The organism is Micromonospora solifontis, from assembly GCF_003725545.1.
Classification (GTDB): domain Bacteria; phylum Actinomycetota; class Actinomycetes; order Mycobacteriales; family Micromonosporaceae; genus Micromonospora; species Micromonospora solifontis.
Window position 1 is genome coordinate 25,912 of the sequence record NZ_RJLN01000008.1, and the last position, 17,602, is coordinate 43,513.

16 protein-coding genes and 2 pseudogenes are annotated in these 17,602 nt (G+C 74.6%); 10 read left to right on the plus strand and 8 right to left on the minus strand.

The genetic code is table 11. From position 1 onward, the window contains the following. Positions 1-434: 434 nt before the first annotated feature. Positions 435-938: an endonuclease domain-containing protein gene (locus EFE23_RS04605; protein WP_123239627.1), complete on the plus strand. Its 504-nt coding sequence runs from the start codon at positions 435-437 to the stop codon at positions 936-938. A gap of 64 nt (positions 939-1,002) precedes the next feature. Here the strand turns inward: EFE23_RS04605 and EFE23_RS04610 are convergent, their stop codons facing one another. The 5 genes and pseudogenes from EFE23_RS04610 to EFE23_RS04630 all read right to left on the minus strand — a co-directional run bounded on the left by EFE23_RS04610 (position 1,003) and on the right by EFE23_RS04630 (position 7,945). Further along, positions 1,003-1,485 carry a hypothetical protein gene (locus EFE23_RS04610; RefSeq protein WP_123239628.1) on the minus strand — a complete coding sequence of 161 codons (483 nt, stop codon included), beginning with the start codon at positions 1,483-1,485 and terminating at the stop codon, positions 1,003-1,005. A gap of 334 nt (positions 1,486-1,819) precedes the next feature. Further along, positions 1,820-5,083: a glycosyltransferase gene (locus tag EFE23_RS04615; RefSeq protein WP_123239629.1), complete on the minus strand. Its 3,264-nt coding sequence runs from the start codon at positions 5,081-5,083 to the stop codon at positions 1,820-1,822. After that, complete coding sequence (locus EFE23_RS04620) at positions 5,080-5,649, minus strand: hypothetical protein (protein WP_123239630.1); 570 nt, start codon at positions 5,647-5,649, stop codon at positions 5,080-5,082. Before EFE23_RS04620 ends, EFE23_RS04615 begins: the two co-directional genes overlap by 4 nt. A gap of 384 nt (positions 5,650-6,033) precedes the next feature. Continuing rightward, a pseudogene (locus tag EFE23_RS04625) lies at positions 6,034-6,444 on the minus strand (hypothetical protein); the annotation flags it as partial. A gap of 40 nt (positions 6,445-6,484) precedes the next feature. Next, complete coding sequence (locus EFE23_RS04630) at positions 6,485-7,945, minus strand: hypothetical protein (protein WP_123239631.1); 1,461 nt, start codon at positions 7,943-7,945, stop codon at positions 6,485-6,487. Between the two features lie 261 nt (positions 7,946-8,206). Between EFE23_RS04630 and EFE23_RS04635 the strand changes: the two genes are divergently transcribed. Further along, positions 8,207-9,682 carry a vWA domain-containing protein gene (locus EFE23_RS04635; RefSeq protein ID WP_123239632.1) on the plus strand — a complete coding sequence of 492 codons (1,476 nt, stop codon included), beginning with the start codon at positions 8,207-8,209 and terminating at the stop codon, positions 9,680-9,682. Between the two features lie 38 nt (positions 9,683-9,720). Here the strand turns inward: EFE23_RS04635 and EFE23_RS04640 are convergent, their stop codons facing one another. Together EFE23_RS04640 and EFE23_RS04645 are read right to left on the minus strand one after the other, a co-directional pair. Next, positions 9,721-10,539: a TIGR04222 domain-containing membrane protein gene (locus EFE23_RS04640; protein ID WP_123239633.1), complete on the minus strand. Its 819-nt coding sequence runs from the start codon at positions 10,537-10,539 to the stop codon at positions 9,721-9,723. 73 nt (positions 10,540-10,612) lie between these two features. After that, positions 10,613-12,160 carry an ArnT family glycosyltransferase gene (locus EFE23_RS04645; RefSeq protein WP_123239707.1) on the minus strand — a complete coding sequence of 516 codons (1,548 nt, stop codon included), beginning with the start codon at positions 12,158-12,160 and terminating at the stop codon, positions 10,613-10,615. Between the two features lie 68 nt (positions 12,161-12,228). Here EFE23_RS04645 and EFE23_RS04650 point away from each other — a divergent pair. The 3 genes and pseudogenes from EFE23_RS04650 to EFE23_RS04660 form a co-directional block, all read left to right on the plus strand. Then, a pseudogene (locus EFE23_RS04650) lies at positions 12,229-12,393 on the plus strand (GNAT family N-acetyltransferase); the annotation flags it as partial. 285 nt (positions 12,394-12,678) lie between these two features. Then, a complete protein-coding gene (locus tag EFE23_RS04655; protein WP_123239634.1) occupies positions 12,679-13,044 on the plus strand; it encodes a DUF4232 domain-containing protein in 366 nt (121 codons plus the stop codon). Positions 13,045-13,090: 46 nt separating this feature from the next. Next, entirely contained in the window at positions 13,091-13,486 is a 396-nt protein-coding gene (locus EFE23_RS04660; RefSeq protein WP_123239635.1) for a cupin domain-containing protein, read from the plus strand. A 10-nt stretch (positions 13,487-13,496) separates the two neighbouring features. Here the strand turns inward: EFE23_RS04660 and EFE23_RS04665 are convergent, their stop codons facing one another. Continuing rightward, on the minus strand, positions 13,497-14,732 hold the full coding sequence (locus tag EFE23_RS04665; protein ID WP_199736927.1) for an MFS transporter: 1,236 nt from the start codon (positions 14,730-14,732) through the stop codon (positions 13,497-13,499). Between the two features lie 68 nt (positions 14,733-14,800). Here EFE23_RS04665 and EFE23_RS04670 point away from each other — a divergent pair, with 68 nt between their 5' ends. From EFE23_RS04670 to EFE23_RS04690, 5 genes are all read left to right on the plus strand, one after another. Next, positions 14,801-15,328: a MarR family winged helix-turn-helix transcriptional regulator gene (locus tag EFE23_RS04670; protein ID WP_123239637.1), complete on the plus strand. Its 528-nt coding sequence runs from the start codon at positions 14,801-14,803 to the stop codon at positions 15,326-15,328. A gap of 40 nt (positions 15,329-15,368) precedes the next feature. Beyond that, positions 15,369-15,938, plus strand: coding sequence for a cysteine hydrolase family protein (locus EFE23_RS04675; protein WP_123239638.1), 570 nt, complete (start codon positions 15,369-15,371; stop codon positions 15,936-15,938). Between the two features lie 120 nt (positions 15,939-16,058). After that, positions 16,059-16,529, plus strand: coding sequence for a DUF2087 domain-containing protein (locus EFE23_RS04680; protein WP_233600862.1), 471 nt, complete (start codon positions 16,059-16,061; stop codon positions 16,527-16,529). Between the two features lie 38 nt (positions 16,530-16,567). Further along, positions 16,568-17,077 carry a GNAT family N-acetyltransferase gene (locus EFE23_RS04685; RefSeq protein ID WP_233600863.1) on the plus strand — a complete coding sequence of 170 codons (510 nt, stop codon included), beginning with the start codon at positions 16,568-16,570 and terminating at the stop codon, positions 17,075-17,077. A 73-nt stretch (positions 17,078-17,150) separates the two neighbouring features. Beyond that, a complete protein-coding gene (locus EFE23_RS04690) occupies positions 17,151-17,582 on the plus strand; it encodes an Hsp20/alpha crystallin family protein (protein ID WP_123239640.1) in 432 nt (143 codons plus the stop codon). Positions 17,583-17,602 lie beyond the last annotated feature (20 nt).

Genomic DNA, 17,602 nt, shown 5'->3' on the forward strand with positions numbered 1-17,602 from the left:
GCGGCCCAAACGGATCGACTACAGTGCGCGAACCTACGGCCACGCTCTGATATAAGTTCGGTTTGTCGGACTTGCGAGCTCGACCCTTCGCCGCCATCTGAAACTCGCACATGCTGCTGATTCGCGTATCACCGGCTCGGTAGCCCTCTAGCCAGCCCGTGGCCAGAGGCAGCCCGGCGCGCATCATGCCGGGGCAATACGACGCATTGTCTCCACCCGCCCCAAGATCAAATATTTGGCGGGCTGGGTCAGCTACCCAAGCGCGGGGCCGACATGCGGCATGAGCAGCGACCAAACGAGCGGCCTCGGCTGCAGCGCCATTTATCGGATTACCGGAAACAACAATCCACTTAGATGGGCCGACAAAAGGGGCGAAACGCAGCTACATCATAATGACAGTTCTTGGTTAACAACAGAATTGATACTGTTGCGCGGTGTCCAAGGTGTGTGTCCGGTGCGACAAGACGAGACCCCTCGACAGCTTCCTGAAGCGCGGCCGCGAACTGCGGTCCTGCGCCCCGTGCCGCGAGTACGCCCGCGCCAACAACCACAAGCACCGCAGGGGCAACCCGGGCAAGGTCCGCACCGACAACCTCTGGTCCCTCTACCGGATCAGGCCGGAGGAGTACGACGCCCGGCGAGAGGCCCAGGGCTCCCGCTGCGCCATCTGCGGTATCCACGAAAGTGAGATCAAGGTGGGTTCGAGGGGCAGGCCGCGACTGGACGGCACGCCGAACGCCGAGCCCTTCCGGCTGGTTGTCGATCGCTGCGACGACTCGAAGCGGGTCCGCGGCCTGCTCTGCGGTCCCTGCGACGCCGGTCTCGGCGGCTTTCGCGATTCGCCGGAACTGCTCATGGCGGCGGCGCGTTACCTGCTCAACCGGGAGGGCGCACCGCTGATGCTGGAGCCGAGCCCCGCGCTGGAAGCGCGGCGCTGACCGCGCGCCCGACAATCCCGCAGCGGCGCGCCGGGGAGTGGACGGCGAAGAAGGGTGCCGGCGGTCAGCGGCCCGGGCGGCAGTGCGGCACGGTTCCGGACAAGCGGCGCGGGGTGCGCCCGCTGTTGCCGGCCAGGGCGACGTCGACGAAGGCGCCGACACCCACCCGTGCGACGTTCGCCAGCAGGGCGACCAGCAGCAGGCGCAGCCGGATGTCGGCGGTGTCCTCGGGAGCGCCGGCGGCGGGCAGGCCGCCGCCGTCCAGGAGAGCGGCGAGCAGCCGCGGCTCGGCCTCGGGCAGCCACCCGGCGACGTGGTCGAGTTGCGCGGCCAGCAGCGGCCAGGGATACCGGCCGTCCGGGTCCCATTCCTCGACCAGCAGGTCGGCGGTGTCGTGGAGCACCTGCGGTGTCCAGGGTCGGGGCAGTCGGGACAGCCGGCGTACGGCGGCCTGGAAGCCGTCGCGGTCCGCCTGGTTGGCCGCCCGGACCCCGGCGACGACAGCGTTCCACAGCTCCTGTTCGACGGGTGTCGGTGGACGCCACATCTCGTCTCCTCTCATCCCGGTGGCCCCGGGGGTCGGCTGGGTGATGGCGGGGTCTGCGGCGGCGGGGTGGCCGGCACGGGCCTGTAGGAGGGCGAGGCCCGTGCCGGCCGCGGTGATCACCCCAATCACCGTCTTTCCGCCGCGGCGGCACGCGCGGACCCGGTGGATGTCCGGAGCCGTGCCGTGGCGGCCTGGCGCGTGGAACGACGCTCGTCGGCGTCTCCGTCGGGCGGGTGCCCTGCCCGATGTGGACCGTGAAGAGTGGTGAGGGGAATTCTATGAGAAAAGTTAACCTATTATGACCATTTCTCCCGGCGTGGCTCATGTTCATGTCTCAACGTTCAGCCATCGCCTCCCGCGGGCTCGGGTCGGTGGGCCCGTCGAGCGGCCCGGGCGCCGGTGGGACCGCCCGCGCCAGGCGCGGCCAGGGCAGCAGGCGTGCCGGACGGCGGGCGCTGAGGTCCTCGACCCAGCCGAGAGCCAGCACCAGGCCGCCGAGGATCATCAGGGCGACCGTCAGGTAGCCCCACTGGCCCAACCGCCAGATCCCGAGCAGGTGGCCGACCGGAAAGCACACCGCGATGGCCGCGTTGTGCCACAGGTAGATGGTCAGCGCGCGGCTGTTCAACCCGGTCACCAGGCGGTCGAGCGGCCGGACCCGGCCCAGCCACCCCATCGGGGGCGCGGCCCGCATCAGCACCAGGACGATGCCCAACGACCAGAACGCCTGCGCCACCGGGATGTCATTGAGATCGAGCCCCTCGCCCGGGTGGGTGGCGATCCAGCCGAGCGCGACGGTCAGGCACAACGCCACCAGCATCAGCAGGGACCACGGCCATAGGCGCCGCAGCCGACCGTCGCGGTGCGCGAAGCCCAACAGCCAGCAGGCACCGAAGGTGGCCAGGTCGGTCAGCACCGAGTTCACCGGGTCGCCCAGCGGCGGCGCGGCGGTCTGCAGGAGGACCACACCCGCGAGCGGGACGAGCACCGACCACACGGGCCAGCGCCGGTACAGCGCCAGCGCCGCGGGGGACAGCAGGACGAACCACAGGTACGTCACCAGATACCAGAGCACCCCGGTGACGTCCGCGGCCCACTCGCTGCCCGGCGGCTGCAGCAGCGGGACCAGCCAACTCAGCAGGGCCGGCCAGGCCGGCCGGTCGGTCCAGCCGTGCCAGAGCATCAGCGGCACCAGCACGATGCCCAACGCCCAGAGGCCGGGCAGCAGCCGACGCAGCCGACCGCTGACGGCGCGGTGCGGGGTGCGGTCCAGCGAGGCGGCCATCAGCGAGCCACCCAGGGCGAACATCACCCCCATCGCCGGGAAGACGAAGCTCAGCCAGGCGGCGCCGAACATGTGGTACGCGATGACCCGCCCCAACGCCAGCGCCCGCAACGTGTCGAACCAGCGGTCCCGGCCACCGCCTCCCGCGGCGTCGGTCCGCCGGGCGGCGGGAGCGTCGTACGCCACGTCACCCGCCCGCTTGACCCTGCGCCAGCCCAGCCGAACGCCGGTCAACGCGGTCACCACCGACCGGGCCAGCACCAGGTACATCAGTTGGCGGTAGGCGAACTGCTGGACCGGCAGGGCGAGCAGTGGACGCAGCGGCTCCCGGTCGAGCCGGAACGCCACCGCCGCGGTCAGCGCCTGCACCAGCAGCATCGCGCCCCACGCGAGGGCGGTCTTCGTCGTGTCCATGAAGAACAGGCCGTACACGGCGAGCAGGTCGATCACCGGGCCGAGCAACGGCAGCAGCACCCCGAACAGGGCGACGACGGGCAGCCCGAACCGGCCGAACCGGCCCGAGGAGCCCCGGTCGAGCGCCGCGCCGCGGTGCTTCCACATCGCCTGCAGCGTGCCGTAGCTCCAGCGGTAGCGCTGCCGCCACAGGTCGCCCAGCGACGCCGGCGCCTCCGTCCAGGCGCGGGCCCGGTCCTGGTAGACCACCCGCCACCCGGCGCGCAGCACCGCCATGGTGACGTCGGTGTCCTCGGCGAGGGTGTCGCCGCTGAACCCGCCGACCGTGGTCAGGGCTCGGCGCCGGAAGGCCGCGATCGCGCCGGGCACCGTCGGGATGCACCCCAGCATCTCGTAGAACCGGCGGTCCAGGCTGAAGCCGATGACGTACTCGATGTGCTGCCACTTGCCGAGCAGCCGGTGCCGGTTGGTGACCTTGACGTTGCCGGCGACCGCGCCGATCCGCGGGTCGGTGAAGGGTTCGATCAGCCGGCGGATGGCGTCGGGTTCGAAGACGGTGTCCGCGTCGACGGTGACGATGATGTCGTGCGAGGCGTACAGGATGCCGGTGTTGAGGGCGGTCGCCTTGCCTCCGTTGGGTTTGCGGATCACGCGTACACCGTCGAGGCCGAGTGACTCGACGAGGTCGGCGGTGCCGTCGGTCGACCCGTCGTCGACCACGATCACCTCGATGTCGGGATGGTCGCCGGCAGCCAGCGAGCGCACGGTGGCGACGATGCCGGCCCGCTCGTTGTACGCCGGCACGATCACCGACACCGGTGCGGTCGTCACCCCCCAGGGCCACCGGTGGGCCCGCCTGCGCCGGGCCAGCCGGTGGGCGAGCAGGAGCAGCAGCGTACGGATCAGGATGAGCACCCCGACCACGACGAACAGCACGGCGAGGCCACGCAGGGTCAGGTCCGCCACCTGGATCGCCCAGCGGACTGGTGCCGCCCGCCAGCGGTCGACGGTCGAGGCCGGGACGTTGCCGGTGAACGCGGGGGCGCCGGACGGCGTGGCGCTCACGCCCCCGCTCACCGTGGTGAAGGTGTAGCCGCGGGCCTGCATCAGGGGAATGAAACGGTCCAGGGCGGCGACGGTCTCGGCGCGGTTCCCGCCGGCGTCGTGCAGCAGCACCACGGCGCCCGCGTCCCCGACGGGGGTCATGTTCCGTACGATCGCGTCCACCCCGGGCCGGGCCCAGTCCTCGGCGTCGAGGTCGTTGACCACGGTCAGGTAGCCGAGCCGGGCGGCCTCGCGGATCACCGGCCAGTTCGCGTCGTCGACCGCGCCGGGCACCGACGAGTAGGGGAAGCGGAGCAGGCTGGTCCGGATCCCGGCGGCGTCCACGATCGCCAGCTGGGTCTGGGTGTACTCCAGGCGTCGCCGCCAGCCGGGCAGCAGGGTCATGTCCGGGTGGGTGAAGGTGTGTACGCCCAGCTCGTGTCCCTCGGCGACGGTCCGCCGGACCAGGTCCGGGTGGCGGGTCACCTGCGAGCCGATCACGAAGAAGGTGGCCGGGGTCCGGTGCCGGCGCAGCACGTCGAGGATCCGGGGGGTCCAGGTGGGGTCCGGCCCGTCGTCGAAGGTGAGGGCGATGGTGCGTGGCGGCAGCCGGTAGGAGTGCGGTTCGGCGCCCCGGACGTCGAGCACCGGCCCGCCGTTCAGCACGGCCGCGGGGACGGTGAGCTGGTCCTCCGCCCCGCGTACGTGGTCGGGCCGGAAGCGGGCGTTGGCGTACGCCTCGACCAGCAGCACGCAGATGACCACCAGCACCATGGACGCGCAGATGAACCGGCCGGTCCGCAGCGCCCGGCCGCCCCCGCGGCGGCCGGTGGCGCGACGGCTCGTGAGGGTCATTCCACCACTCCCGGACCGGGGTTGGGCACGGCCGGCGTCGGGTCGGGGACGACCGCTGCGGGCGTGGTGGGCGGGGTGGTGGTCGGCGGCGCCGATTCACCGGCCGGGGGTGCCGGCGTGCCGGTGCGGGTCGGCGGCGGGCCGGCGGGCCGGTCGGCCGCGGCCGCGGCACCCGGGCCGGGCACGACGGGGCGCAGCGCCGGAGCGGGAGGGGCCGTCGTGGGTGCCGCGATCCGCGGGGGCCGGTCCACGGTGGCCGGTGCGCGCGGGAGCGCCCTGGGCTCGGTGAGTGCCGACGGGGTGGGGGTGGGCCGGCCGGTGGTCCCACTGCCCGGTACAGCTCCGACCGAGAGGGGGCCGGGCAGCATCGGCGCCGCGGGGCCGGGTAGCAGGGCGCTCGCGGCCATCGGGAGGTAGGTCAGCGAGGCGACGGCGAGCACCACGCCCGCGCGGCGGATGCGGCGGCGGCGGACGCCGGTGACGTCGAGGAACACCGGTTGAGCGGGTGGGGAGTGCACGGTGGGCGGGGCGGGCTCCCGGCCACCGGTCAGCCCATCGAGCGACATGCGAAGAGTCACCGGTCGCGGCTATGAGCCGGTTGTTGAGCTTTGCCCGGGTTTGGAAACCGAGGATCGGTGGCAATGTTTCACTATTCGCATATCCGGAAAACCATGTCTGTCGCGTCATAGACGCGACAGACATGCGGTCGAGTGTGAAACAGGACGAGTAGGCGGAAAACCTTCCGTGGGCCGCCCTTCGGCGGGGCGGCCCACAGTGGTCGCTCAGCCCTGCGTACGGTCGTCGATCTCGGTTCCGGACTCCCCGGGCCGGCCGCCGATCGCTTCCTCGGCGGCGCGCCCGCCGGTGCTCTCGTCACCCAGCGTCAGGTCGCTGCGGGGCAGCCCGGACAGCCCCGCCGGGTCGCGGATCTCCCCCTGCACACCGCGTGCGTCCTGGGCGAGGTCCGGGACTTGGGGCTGACCGGGCCGGCCGCCGACCGCCTCCTCGGCGGCGCGCCCGCCGGTGCTCTCGTCACCCAGCGTCAGGTCACTGCGGGGCAGCCCGGACAGTCGGGCGGGATCGTCGGTCGGCTGGTCGGGCCAGCCGCTCTCCGCCGCCGGGCCACCGGCGGACTCCCGGCGCCCGAGGCCACGGCCGTGGTACACGCCCGAGGCGTCGCCGGGGTCACCGGGATCGGCGAGGCTGGTGTCGACGGGCCGGCTGTCCGGTTCGGCCAGGCCGGCCCGGCGCAACATGTCGACCAGCTGGTCGTGCGGCATGCGCTCGGTGTCCGGTATGCCGGCACCGCGCGCGATGGACCGCAGGGTGGTCAGGTCCTGATCTGCGAAGGTCTCGGCCATGCGGTTGCCTTCCCGGGGCCCGGGACAAGGAAACCTGCGCTCAGGCCCGCGCCCCGCCCAGGCCGAGCAGCACCGCGAGGCCCAGGGCGCTGCGCGGGGCGTACGGCACCCGCCACAGGCCGCCGTGCGCCGCCGCGTACGCCTCGTCCCGCCACGGATGCGCCTGCGCCGGGCCGCCCCCGGTGCGCAGGTCGTGCACGAGCAGCGCGGCCATCAGGGTGTTGCTGGTGGCCGGCTCGAACACCTCGATGCCGAACCGGTGCGCGCCCGCGTACGCGGCCGCGAGGGCCCGGTTGCGCAGCACCGAGCGGGTCCGGGTCGGTGGGGCCACGGTGAACGACACCGTCGTCCCGGCGTCCCGGGCCACCGCCGCCCGCCACCGTTGCAGCCGCTTGGCCAGGGCGTAGTTGGGTCCCTGCTGGGGGACCAGGCTGTCGTTGATCCCGGAATCCGCATCCGGCGGGTAGTTGCGGTGCAGCAGCCGGCCGCCGGAGAGCACCCGCAGTGACCGGCGGGCCAGCCCCCGGGCGGCGTAGCCGCGTTCGGCGTGGGCCACCGCCTCGGCGGGGACGGCGTACACGTCGGTGGGGGTGGCCAGGAAGGCCAGCGCGACGTCCGGGCGCCGGCCGGTCAGGTGGACGGTGAGCGCGTCGACCGCGGTGGCGACCCGCACGTTCGTGGCGCCGTCGGCGTACACGTAGTTGCCCAGGACGAGGCGCCCGTCGAGGCCGCGCAGCCAGGCGGCGGCCTGGGGGAGGCGGTGCAGCAGGTCCGCGCCCGCCCCGGCGGCGAGGGCCGCGTCGTCGCCCGCGGTGCCGGGGCGCACCGGCAGGTGCAGGCGACCCCCGTGGCGGCGGGCGGTGCGCAGCAGCCGGCGCCAGATGTCCGGACGGGGCAGGTCCACCGCGACCACCTCGCCGCCCCAGCGCAGCACGGACGGCAGCGGACCCATCTCCGCGCCGGCCCCGAGCACCACGATGCGCTGATCGCGCAGGTCCAGCCAGTCCGGGTTGGCCAGCACGGCGCCGACCGCCTCGGCGCAGCTCGGCTCGATGACCCCGGCGTCCACCCAGGCGTCCAGGCGGCGGCGCAGGTCGTCGCCGCGCAGCCGCTGTCCCCGGTACGGCAGCGACAGCCCCCGGTCCACCTCGCCGGCGCCGGTCACGGTGGCGGTCGCCAGCGGCTCCGGGTCCGCCAGGTCGAACACCCGGTCGAGGTCGACCTCCGCGCCCTCGGCGGGCAGGTAGCGCATCCGGGCGTGCAGGGAGGCCAGCCCGTCGCGGGCGACGGTCAGCGCCGCGTCGCGGGAGAGCAGACCGGCCTCGACCAGCCGGCGGAAGTGATGGAGGTAGCCGTGCCGCCAGTTCGTCTCGTGCTCGGCGGCGCGGGCGCCCACCGGGTCGACCGCGCGCAGGGCGTCGGCCACCACCGCCCGGCCCAGCGCGGTGGTGCTGCGGGTACCGCCGGTCTGGGGGAACACCACCCCGCTCGGGCCCTCCACGGTCGCCGTCCTCCCGGTCGTCTCGGCTGCCGATTCGGGGCCTACTCTGCCGCACCGCGCGCGGCGACGCAGCACAGGGCCGGGCACCCCGCTGACCGGTTCAGGTCACGCTTTCCGCACGGCTCGGTCACGACGTTCACGCTTGGGTCTCGGCTCGGCCACGGCGGGAGCCGCGCGCCGGCGCCCCTGCGTCAATGACCGTGACGGATCCGGCGCGGCGACGCCCGGATCACCGCCCCTTCGTCCATCCGGGAGGATCCGATGAGCCACGTGAGACGGTCGCTGCTGTTGCTGCCGGTGGTGCTGGCCGCCGCGATGACCATCACCGCCTGCACCGCCGGTGACGCCGGGCGGGGCGCCGACTCGGCCCAGGGGCCGGCCCGGCCGTACGACGGGGCGCCCCGCCCGGGCGGGGACGGCACCAGCACCGAGGAGGACGCCGCCTCCACCTTCGGCGTCGACGTCGACACCGCGTCGTACGGCTACGCCCGCCGGCTCATCCGCGACGGGCGGCTGCCGGAGCGCTCCGAGGTGCGCCCGGAGGAGTTCGTGAACTCGTTCCGGCAGGACTACGCCGAGCCGGCCGGCGACGGCTTCGCCGTGCACGTCGACGGTGCCCGCCTGCCGGAGACCCACCGGGCCGAGGCGGACGAGCGGATCATGCGGGTCGGCCTGCAGACCCGCGGCGAGGACCGGGCCAGCCGCCCGGACGCCGCGCTCACCTTCGTCATCGACGTCTCCGGGTCGATGGGTGAACCCGGCCGGCTCGACCTGGTGCAGGACGCCCTGCACACCCTGGTGGACCAGCTACGTCCCACCGACTCCATCGCCATCGTCGAGTTCAGCACCCGGGCCCGGGTGGTCCGGGAGATGACCCCGGTCTCCGACGCCCGGCCGCTGCACACCGCCATCGACTCGCTGCGCCCGCAGGACAGCACCAACCTGGAGGCCGGCCTGGTGCTCGGCTACCGGGTGGCCCGCGACGGGTTCCGCCCGGGGCGGACCAACCGGGTGATCGTGCTCTCCGACGGGCTGGCCAACACCGGCAGCACCGAGTCGGAGCCGATCCTGCGCCGGGTACGCGCCGAGGCGGAGAAGCAGATCGCGCTGCTCGGCGTGGGCGTCGGCAGCGAGTACGGCGACCGGCTGATGGAGCAGCTCGCCGACCGGGGCGACGGCTTCGCGGTGTACGTGGGCGAGCGGGACCAGGCCCGGAAGGTCTTCGTGCAGCAATTGCCCGCCACGCTGAGCCTGCGCGCGCTCGACGCCAAGGTGCAGGTCACCTTCGACAAGTCCGCGGTGCGCTCCTACCGGCTCGTCGGCTACGACAACCGGGCCATCGCCGATGAGGACTTCCGCGACGACCGGGTCGACGGCGGTGAGGTCGGCCCCGGGCACAGCGTCACCGCGCTGTACGCCGTCCGCCTCGCCGACGGGGTGTCCGCCACCGCCCGGGTGGCCCGGGTGCAGGTGCGCTGGGCCGACCCGAAGGACCGGGAACCGGCCGAGACGTACGAGTCGGTGACCGTCGCCGACCTGGACCGGGACTTCGTCGAGGCGTCGCCGCGGCTGCGCACCTGCTACGCGGCCGCGTACTTCGCGGTGGCGCTGCAGGGCGGCGGGGAGGCCCGCCTGAGTGACCTGGCGGCGATCGCGGACCGGGCGGCCGACGCCACCGAGGACGCGGAGGTGCGGGACCTCGGCCGGGTGATCCGCGAGGCCGACCAGCTGCGCTGACGGATGCGCCGGGTGCCGCCCGCGCGGCACCCGGACCGTCAGGCGCGGGAGAGCCTGCGCTGCGGGGCCGGGCGGGTGCGCTCGCTGTCGATGCCGACCAGCTCCCCGAGACGCGGGTCGACGGCCAGCAGCGGGCGCGGCCCGAACAGGGACATCGCGGTCAGCAGCTCGTCGGTGCCGCGTTCGCTCCACGCCGGCCGCTGTTGCGGGTCCAGGTCGGCGTGCCGGCGGCGCAGCCGCCGCAGCAGCCGGCGAGCCGCGGCGCCGGTCTCCGGCACCTCACAGAGCCACCAGCCGCCGAGGGCGGTGGCCAGGCAGCACAGCAGCAGCCCCACCACCGAGGCGGGGCCGCCCGCCTCGCGGCCCTCGACCGCGCTGTCCACCAGGCGGGCCAGCCCGACCGCGGCGACCCCGAACAGGGGCAGGGTGCCCAGGGCCACCCGCCGTCGCTGCGCCGGGGTGAGCAGCCAGCCGTCGCGGACGAGCCGGCCCACCAGCCGGCGCAGCGCCCGCCCCACCGCGGGGTCGGCGAGCACGCCCGCCCAGGTCTGCGGCCGGCGCAGCGCGGCGTGCAGGGCCCGGACCAGCGGGGACGCGCGGGGCGGCGGCGGACCGTCCACGGCGAGGGTGGCCAGCTCACCACGGCGCACCACCCCGGCCCGGTGCAGCGTGGCCACGCCCACCTGGCAGGCCAGCCCCGCCCGGTCGGTCAGGTACGCCAGCTCGACGGTGTCCGGCTGCGCGCCACGGACCCGCAGCCCGGTCAGCTCGCGGACCGCCAGGGCGACCGCGAGGGCCACGGCGACCGCGGTCAGGTAGTCGATCAGGAAGAGCGGTCCGCTGACACCCCAGAGCATGGCGCCAAGTATGGCGGGCCGGCTCAGGCCGCCCGGAACCTGCTCGGGCCGGCGCCGGTGACCGGAAAGCCGGTCAGGAGGCGCGGCGTACCTCGGTGTCCCAGATCCGGGACCACGGGCGCGGCATGCCCCGGCACACGAAGATCGGCAGCCCGTTCTCGTCGTTGTCGACGGCGACCCGCTGGTCCACCCGGCCGGCCTCGGTCACCTCGGTGAACCAGGCCCGCAGCCGGTCGGCGCGCTCCCAGCCGACGGCGATCACCACGTCGGCGCCGTCCGCCGGCCGGCCGAAGTCGGCCATGCTGTTGTGCCCCGAGTACGCCCGGGGCAGGCCGCGGGCCGGCCCGTACCGGGCGAGGGCGCCCGCCTCGCCGTAGTTGCCGGTGAGCACGACCGCGCGGGCGCGCTCCGCCGGGGGCAGGCCCCGGTGCACGGCGGCGATCGAGTCGGCGAACGCCGGCCAGCCGATGGTCTCGCCCGCGTCGTAGTTGACGTCGACGACGAAGCCGGGCAGCCGGTCCGCCGGCAGGGTGGGCAGCAGCAGTACGGCGCTGCCGGCGACGGTGACCGCGGCGCCGGCGGCGAGCAGCACCCGGCGGGCCCACGCCCGTCCCCGGGCCGCCCAGCCGGCCGTCACCACCGCGCCGGCGGCGGTGAGCACCAGCAGCAGCGGCGCGTCGTAGTAGCCCTTGCCGCCGACGAGCAGCACGATCGCGAACACCACCGGCCAGGCCCAGCCGACCGCCCGGTACGCCGCCCACTCCGGCCGGCGCAGCAGCGCCACCAGCCCGGCCACCCAGACCGGCACGGCGTACGGGCTGATGATGACCAGGTGCAGCATCGTCGCGTCGAGCCGGCCGCTGTAGGAGCTGTCCCCGGCCGCGATGGACGAGGCCACCGACGCCTGCGGGAACCCGTGGGCGGCCTGCCAGGCCAGGTTGGGCACGGCGAGCAGCGCGGCCACCCCGGCGCCGGCCCACACCCACCGGTCCCGCAGCAGCCGGAGCGGGCCGGCGATCGTCACCCCGGCGAGCAGGCCGACGCCGAGCAGGGCGGGCAGCAGCTTGTTGAGCATGCCGACGCCGAGCGCGAGACCCAGGCCGAGCGCCCAGCGGGTGTCGCCGGTGCGCAGCATCCGCACCGCGTACCCCGCCGCGACCAGCCAGACCAGCAGGTCGACGGTGGTGGTGCTGAGCAGGTGGCCGGGGGCCAGCACGATCCCGGCGGTGGCGGCCAGGAGCGCGGCGAACAGCTGCGCCGCCCGGTCCGCGCCGAACTCCCGGGCAGTGGCCCCGACCAGCACCACGGCCGCACCGCCGATCAGCGCCGACGGGGTACGCAGCACCACCAGGTTGCCCGGCGCGACGGTGTCGGCCAGCCGGGCCAGCGCCGGGACGAGTGGCCCCTGGTCGACGTAGCCCCAGTCGAGGTGCCGGCCGCAGAGCAGGAAGTACAGCTCGTCGCGGTGGTAGCCGTACCGGCCGGCGAGCAGCAGCAGGACGGCGGTGACGGCCACACCCACCAGCCAGGGCCCGGTCGAACGTGGCCCCGGCGGTGGGGGCCCGTCCACCGGGGACGGTGCCGGCCCGGGACGGTCGAGGTCGGTGACGGGTTCGGCCACGGGATCCATCATCGTCCCTCCGCGCCATCTCGTGGGGCCCCGTGCGGGTCGGGGATACCGGGTCGCGGGAGGGCTATGCCGCGATGCAGTTCAACGCGGTGGTGGAGAGCAACACCGCGGCCGTCGAGCTGTACCGGCGGCTGGGCTTCACGGTGATCGGCACCGTGCCGGAGGCGTTCGCGCATCCCACCCAGAGCCGGCTCGGGCTGCACGTCATGCACCGCTTCCTCTGAGGATGCTGTCGGGTCGGCGACCGTCGTGCCGGTGGCGCAACCGGATGCCGGGCTCAGGCGTGTGGGGCGACAGGGCACGTCGGTCCCGGGCACTCGGCCCCGGCCCGGGCCCGCAACGGGAAACGGAGATCCGTCATGGCTGTCCTGTCTGTCCGGCCGCGCACCGGCGGCGCGTACCTACTGCTCGTGGGTGTGCTGGCGTTGCCCGGCTGCGGAACGCGGGCGACACCGCCGCGCCGGAGATCACGGTGACCACGCCGGCGGCGGGGTCCGGCCACCGGGGGGGTGCGGATCATCCTGCAGAACCGCGGTGACCAGGCGTGCTGGCTGCAGGGCTACCCGGGCGTGGACGGCCTCGACCGGGCCGGGCGGACCCTGGCCCACGCGAAGCGGACCCCGCACGGCTACCTCGGCGGGATCCGGGGGGACGAGCCCGCCCGGGTGCTGCTCGCCCCGGGTGAGCTCGCCTCCGCCCTGGTCGAGGCGCTGGCCTTCCGCGCCGGCGACGGCGGGGCGTGCGAACCGTACGCGTCGTTGCTGGTCACGGCGCCGGACGAGACCCGGTCGGTGCGACTGCGGTGGTCCACCGACGGTTGTTCGGCGCTCGAGGTGCACCCGGTGGTGGCCGGCACCACCGGCCGGTCCGGCTGAGGGTCCGCGTCCCCACCCGCCGGGTCGGCTGCGCGAGGATCGGTGCATGAGAGACGAACCTGTCGAGCTAGCCGCCGCCCTGGCGCGCTTCGACCAGCTGTGGAGTCCGCGCATCGTCACCACCGTCAACGACTACGACGTCCGGATCGCCAAGGTGGCCGGGGAGCACGTCTGGCACGCCCACGACCACACCGACGAGTTCTTCCTGGTGCTCGACGGCGAGCTGCGGATCGCCCTGCGCGATGGCGTGGGCGGCGTCGAGCGGGAGGTGGTGCTGCCGCGCGGCGCGGTGTACGTGGTGCCGCGCGGGGTGGAGCATCGGCCGTCCGCCCCGGACGGCGCGTCGATCCTGATGTTCGAGCCGTCGGGTACGTCGAGCGTCGGTGACCGGCACGACGAGGTGCCCGGTCACGTGGACGCCACCACCGGGCACCGGCTCTGACGACGTCGGCTCAGCGTCCCGCCGGCACCTGTTCCACGGGGCCGGTCGGGACGCTCGCCGGCCAGCCCAGCCGGCGTACGCCGGGCACGGCGGCGGTGCCGGCGCAGGCGAGCAGGACCAGCACCCCGGCCGTCGCCAGGGGCGCCGGCGGCCCCCAGGCGTGCGCGGCCAGCGGCGCGAGGGCGTATCCGAGCGGCATGGCGCCCAGCGACATCAGCCAGTCGTACGAGGTGACCCGGGCCAGCACCTCGGGCGGGAACTGGCCCTGCACCACGGTCTCCCAGACCGGGTTGAGGAAGCCCAGCGCGGTCAGCGCGAGGCAGTAGGCGGTCACGGTCACCGGGGCGGGCGCCGCGACGGCGAGCAGCAGCAGCGGCGCCGCGTACGTGGCGAGCGCGAGGTTGCCCAGCAGCACCGGCCGGGCCGGGCGGACCCGGCCGGCGAGCAGCGACCCGGCCAGCAGGCCGACCGCGCCGACCTGCTGGAGCAGCACCCAGACGCCCTCCCCGCCGAGGCGGTCGACGGCGACCACCGGGCCGACGGTGAGCAGCACCGCGGCGGCGCCGTTCCACGCGGCGTGGGCGAGCAGGCTGTACCAGTACCAGTCGCGGGAGCGGACCTCCCGCCAGCCGAGGATCAGGTCGGCGCGGAGCGAGTGGTGCGGGACGGGCACGTGGCGGACGCGGATGACCGACAGCAGCGCGGCGCTGACCGCGAACGACGCGGCGTCCAGCAGGAACGCCCAGCCCGGGCCCGCGGTCCAGATGAGCAGGCCGGCCAGCGCGGGGCCGGCGAGTTGGCTGGCGTTGCGCGTGACGCCCATCAGCGCGTTGGCCCGCTGCCGGCCGTCGGCGTCGACCGTGCCGGCGACCAGTGGCGCGGCGGTGGGATTGGCGAACGCGGAGGCCGTGCCGCCGACGGCGGAGGCCACCGCGAGGTGGGTCAGGGACGGGTTCGCGCCGAGCAGTTCGGCGCCCACCACGAGTTGGGCGGCGCAGCGCACCAGGTCGGTGGCGAGCGCGACGCGCCGCGCGTCGAACCGGTCGGCGACCACGCCGCCGAGGGGGAGCAGCAGCAGCCGGGGCACCATCGCGCAGCCGAGCACGACGGCGAGGGCCGCGGTGGATCCGGTGGCGCGCAGCACGGCCAGGGCGAGCGCGGTGGGCACCACGGCGTCGCCGAGGGCGGAGACGGTACGGCCGAGGAAGAGCAGACGGAACGCCCGGAGGCGGAGCGGGTGCGTCACGCCGGCAGAATACTTCGACATCGAATATTTAGACAACGAATATTATGCCGGCATCGTACGGTGGTCGGGTGACCGAGCGTGATCCCGTTGACGAGCACGTCGCGCGCTGGCTGCCCGTCCTGCCCGACCTGGACCCGGATGTCGAGGGCGCGGTGGTGCGGATGTCCCTGCTCACCCGGCACCTGCGCGCGGTGAAGGACCGGGCCCTGGCCGAGCTGGACCTGCAGGAGAAGGAGTACGGCACCCTGCACGCCCTGGCCGGTCGGGGCGGCCGGGCGGCCCCCTCGGACATCGCCGCCGACCTGCGGATGGCGCCCGCCTCGATCACCGCCCGGGTGGACGCGCTGGTCCGCCGGGGTTTCGTGCGGCGGATCCCGTCCACCGTCGACCGGCGACGGATCGACGTCGAGCTCACCGACACCGGCCGGGCCTACTGGCGGCGCGCCATCGGGGTGGTCGGCGACGAGGAGCACCGGGTGCTGGGCGCGCTGACCCCGGACGAGCGGCGGCTCCTGTCCGACCTGCTCCGTCGGATCACCCTGGTCGCGGAGCGGTCACCCGCCGCGCCGTCCCGGAATGTCGGTGGGCCGCTCTAGGCTGGCCGTGGGACCGGCCGAGGCACCCTCAGGAGGCACCATGACCACGCTCCTCGATCGACCGCACACCGCCCTGCTCGTCATCGACGTGCAGAACGGCGTGGTGAACCACGCCCACGACCGGGACCGGGTGGTCGCCAACATCGCCACCCTGGTCGACCGGGCCCGCGCCGCCGGCGCCGCCGTGATCTGGGTCGCCGACCACAGCGGCGAGCTGGTCCGCGACAGCGAGCCCTGGCGCATCGTGCCGGAGCTGGCCCGGCGCGACGACGAGCCGCTGGTGCACAAGGCGTACCCGGACGCCTTCGAGGAGACCGACCTGGCCGCGGTGCTCGCCGAACGCGGCATCGGCCGGTTGGTGGTCGCCGGCGCGCAGACCGACCAGTGCATCCGCTCGACCCTGCACGGCGCGTTCGCCCGGGGCTACGACGCCACCCTGGTCGCCGACGCGCACACCACCGAGGACCTGACCGCGTACGGCGCGCCCCCGCCCGAGCAGGTCATCGCCCACACCAACCTCTACTGGCGTGACCACACGGCTCCGGGCCGGACGGCCGGCGCGGTCGACACCGCCGACGTCGAATTCGCCGCCACGCCCGCCGGCGTCTGAGCCGCGCCGGCTCCGCACCCCGTCGGAAAACGCCTGGCCGCCCGGCGGGCGGGCTGGCAGGCTGCCGGTCATGAGTTCCAGGCCCTGGCGGGTGCACTCGCCGACGACCGACGCCGTGCCGTGTTCGCCGCGATCGTCCTAGGCGCCGGGGACGTCGCAGCCGTCGCGGCCCGGACCGGGCTGTCCGCCCGGGACGTGGTCACCTCCGTCCGCCGCCTCGTCGACGCCGAGATCGTGGCCGACCACGGGACCACCCTGCGGGTCGACGGGGAGCGGCTACGGGAGTTCGCCCGCACCGCCGAACCGGCGGCCCCTTCTCCCGCGGCGGACCCCCGGGAGAAGGTGCTGCGCACCTTCCTGCGCGACGGCCGGCTGACCCGCCTGCCCGCCCAGCGCGGTCGGCGACGGGTGCTGCTCGAACACATCACCGAGCGGTCCTTCGAGGCCGGCGTGCGCTACCCGGAGCGGGCCGTCGACGAGGCGCTGCGGGCGTGGTGCGCCGGCGGCGAAGCCGACCATGTCACGCTGCGCCGCTACCTGGTGGACGACCTGCTGCTGACCCGCGAGCACAACGTCTACTGGCGACCCTGAGCAGGAAGAGCCGTTGACCGTCCGGTGAGGATCGGACGGTGACCACCTGGACGACGACGCCCACCCGGCCCGACACCGCCGACGCGGCCCTGCTGCTGCGCGAATACCTGGCCGAGATGGTCCGCCGCTGGCACCGCCGGCCGGAACGCCCCGACGAGGTGGACGCCGCGCTCGCCGAGTCGCCCAGCGACAACCTGGCGCCGCCCACCGGGCTGCTCCTGCTGGCTCACCGCGGCGGCCGGCTCGCCGGCTGTGCCGGGCTGCGGTGGCGGCCCGGCTGGGCGGAACTCACCCGGGTCTACGTCCGTCCCGGGCACCGGGGCGCCGGCGGCGGAGCGGCGCTGCTCGGCGCGGTCGAGGCGTACGCCCGCGCGGCCGGGGCGGACCGGATCCGCCTGGACACCCGCACGGACCTGGTGGAGGCCCGCGCCCTGTACGCCCGGCACGGCTACGCCGAGATCCCCGCCTACAACGACGACCGGTACGCCCAGCACTGGTTCGAGAAGCTCCTGCCGGCCCGGGTTGACGACGCCGCCCTCACGCGCTAAACAAGAAACCGGAACTTGAGTCACCCCGACTCAACCTCACACCTTCGGCCAGGAGAACCGAGGAGGCACGGCCATGTTGATGCGTACCGACCCGTTCCGCGAGATCGACCGGCTCACCGAGCAGTTCTTCGGCACCACCGCCCGGCCGGCGGTCATGCACCTGGACGCCTACCGCGACGGCGACCACTTCTACGCCGCCTTCGACCTGCCCGGCGTCGACCCGGACAGCATCGACTGCACGGTGGAGCGCAACGTGCTGACCGTCCGCGCCGAGCGCCGCCGGCCCACCGGGGACAACGTGGAGCTCGTCGCGGCCGAGCGGCCGATGGGCACCTTCACCCGGCAGCTGTTCCTCGGCGACACCCTCGACACCGACAAGCTGGAGGCCGGCTACGAGCACGGTGTGCTGACCCTGCGCATCCCGATCGCCGAGCGGGCCAAGCCGCGCCGGATCAGCGTCACCGCCACCGCCAACGGCAACGGCCGCCGCGAGATCGGCGCCTGATCGGGCACCGGCCGGGAGAT

Coding starts and splice junctions, on each gene's coding strand:
- EFE23_RS04615 (WP_123239629.1), bottom strand. CDS start 5,083: ATGACCCTCACGAGCCGTCGCGCCACCGGCCGCCGCGGGGGCGGCCGG.
- EFE23_RS04675 (WP_123239638.1), top strand. CDS start 15,369: ATGACCACGCTCCTCGATCGACCGCACACCGCCCTGCTCGTCATCGAC.
- EFE23_RS04690 (WP_123239640.1), top strand. CDS start 17,151: ATGTTGATGCGTACCGACCCGTTCCGCGAGATCGACCGGCTCACCGAG.
- EFE23_RS04660 (WP_123239635.1), top strand. CDS start 13,091: ATGAGAGACGAACCTGTCGAGCTAGCCGCCGCCCTGGCGCGCTTCGAC.
- EFE23_RS04635 (WP_123239632.1), top strand. CDS start 8,207: ATGAGCCACGTGAGACGGTCGCTGCTGTTGCTGCCGGTGGTGCTGGCC.
- EFE23_RS04620 (WP_123239630.1), bottom strand. CDS start 5,649: ATGTCGCTCGATGGGCTGACCGGTGGCCGGGAGCCCGCCCCGCCCACC.
- EFE23_RS04640 (WP_123239633.1), bottom strand. CDS start 10,539: ATGCTCTGGGGTGTCAGCGGACCGCTCTTCCTGATCGACTACCTGACC.
- EFE23_RS04610 (WP_123239628.1), bottom strand. CDS start 1,485: ATGTGGCGTCCACCGACACCCGTCGAACAGGAGCTGTGGAACGCTGTC.